Source organism: Shewanella sp. 8A, assembly GCF_023475945.1.
GTDB lineage: Bacteria > Pseudomonadota > Gammaproteobacteria > Enterobacterales > Shewanellaceae > Shewanella > Shewanella xiamenensis.
Genome location: NZ_JAMDJP010000068.1, coordinates 1 through 2,020, shown reverse-complemented (window position 1 = coordinate 2,020; position 2,020 = coordinate 1). Strand labels below are relative to the sequence as shown.

General features: G+C 59.2%; 2 protein-coding genes. One reads left to right on the top strand and one right to left on the bottom strand.

Features of this window, described 5'->3' with window-relative positions; translation table 11 throughout:
• Positions 1-120: 120 nt before the first annotated feature.
• Complete coding sequence (locus M0413_RS22505; protein WP_000904906.1) at positions 121-735, bottom strand: recombinase family protein; 615 nt, start codon at positions 733-735, stop codon at positions 121-123.
• A gap of 125 nt (positions 736-860) precedes the next feature.
• Between M0413_RS22505 and M0413_RS22500 the strand changes: the two genes are divergently transcribed.
• A partial coding sequence (locus tag M0413_RS22500; RefSeq protein ID WP_249555722.1) for a DUF4158 domain-containing protein occupies positions 861-2,020 on the top strand: 1,160 nt, incomplete at its 3' end.

Here is a 2,020-nt window from a genome sequence, read left to right as displayed (position 1 = left end):
TGACAGGCAACCAGTCAGAATGCGATTCACCAAAAAAAATATTAGTTCGATTCAATGGAGGTTCCTTCAGTTTTCTGATGAAGCGCGGAGGTGGCTCAACCTGCGAAAAGAAACGAGTTGCTACGTAAGTCCGAGAACATGCTTTCCATGGTCTCTGAGCTCGCCTTTGGGACCGACATATCGGTAGAGAGTGACGCGCTCGATGCCGAGTTCCTTGCAGAGATCGGAAACTGAAGTATCGCGCTGGGCCATGGCGGCTTGCGCGAGACGCACCTGAGCTTTGGTGAGCGCGAATTTTCGTCCGCCCTTGCGACCGCGCGCTCTCGCGGAGGCGAGACCCGCCATGGTGCGCTCTCGGATCAGATCCCGCTCGAACTCGGCCAAGGTGGCGAAGATTCCGAACACCATGCGACCGGACGCAGTCGTGGTGTCGATCTGAGCGCCCTTTCCAGTCAGAACCCGCAGGCCGATCTTGCGGTCTGACAGCTCCTTCACCGTGTTGACCAGATGGGCAAGCGATCGTCCGAGGCGATCGAGCTTCCAGACCACCAGCACATCGCCGTCACGCAATGACTTGAGGCAGGCAGTCAAGCCAGGGCGATCATCACGACCGCCGGAAGCAAGATCATCATAGATATTGTCCCGTTCGACACCTGCGGCGCGCAAGGCGTCGTGCTGCAGGTCGAGAGACTGCGAGCCATCGGCTTTGGAGACGCGGGCATATCCGATCAGCATGTATCACAAACGTTGGTTTGAGGCGGCGCTTCGGCCACGATTGCATTGACCTCTGGAAATGTATCTCAACCAGCTTCATAAACAAAGCGTCTTGAACGCTATCAGATTTTGAAAAAGGAACATGTATGCCGCGTCGCGTCACTCTAACCGATCGGCAGAAAGACGCGCTGTTGCGCTTGCCGACTTCACAGACGGATTTGCTCAAGCACTATACGCTGAGTGATGAAGACTTTGGGCATATCAGGCTGCGTCGGCGCGCTCACAACAGGTTCGGCTTCGCCCTGCAATTGTGTGTCCTGCGCTATCCCGGCCGGGTGCTGGCTCCAGGCGAACTGATCCCTGCAGAGGTCATCGAATTTATCGGAGCGCAGCTTGGCCTGGGTGCCGACGATCTCGTAGACTATGCTGCCCGCGAGGAAACACGGCACGAGCATCTTGCCGAGTTACGGGGGCTCTACGGCTTCCGCACCTTCTCCGGACGTGGTGCGAGCGAGCTGAAGGAATGGTTGTTCCGAGAAGCCGAGATGGCGGTGTCGAACGAGGATATCGCCCGTCGCTTCGTAGCCGAGTGCCGACGCACCCGCACTGTCCTTCCCGCGACATCCACGATCGAGCGGCTTTGTGCCGCGGCTCTCGTCGATGCCGAGCGACGCATCGAGACGAGGATCGCCAGTCGGCTGCCTATGTCGATCCGAGAACAGTTGCTGGCATTGCTCGAGGAGACGGCTGATGATCGGGTGACCCGTTTTGTGTGGCTGCGCCAGTTCGAGCCTGGCTCGAACTCTTCGTCGGCCAACCGGCTGCTCGACCGGCTCGAATATCTGCAACGCGTCGATCTCCCCGAGGATCTGCTTGCCGGCGTTCCTGCCCATCGGGTGACTCGTCTGCGCAGGCAGGGTGAACGGTATTATGCCGACGGCATGCGCGATCTCCCGGAGGACAGGCGGCTTGCGATCTTGGCTGTTTGCGTCTCGGAATGGCAGGCGATGTTGGCCGACGCAGTGGTCGAAACCCACGACCGGATCGTCGGCCGTCTCTACCGTGCTTCGGAGCGTATTTGCCATGCAAAGGTCGCAGACGAAGCGGGGGTGGTGCGTGACACCCTGAAATCCTTCGCCGAGATCGGGGGCGCCCTGGTCGATGCACAGGATGATGGCCAGCCGCTGGGCGATGTCATCGCGAGTGGGTCAGGGTGGGACGGCTTAAAAACCCTTGTTGCAATGGCAACCAGGCTGACCGCCACCATGGCCGACGATCCGCTCAATCATGTGCTCGACGGTTATCA

Excerpts from the sequence above, each read along its gene's own strand:
- M0413_RS22505 (WP_000904906.1), bottom strand. The coding sequence starts at position 735 with ATGCTGATCGGATATGCCCGCGTCTCCAAAGCCGATGGCTCGCAGTCT.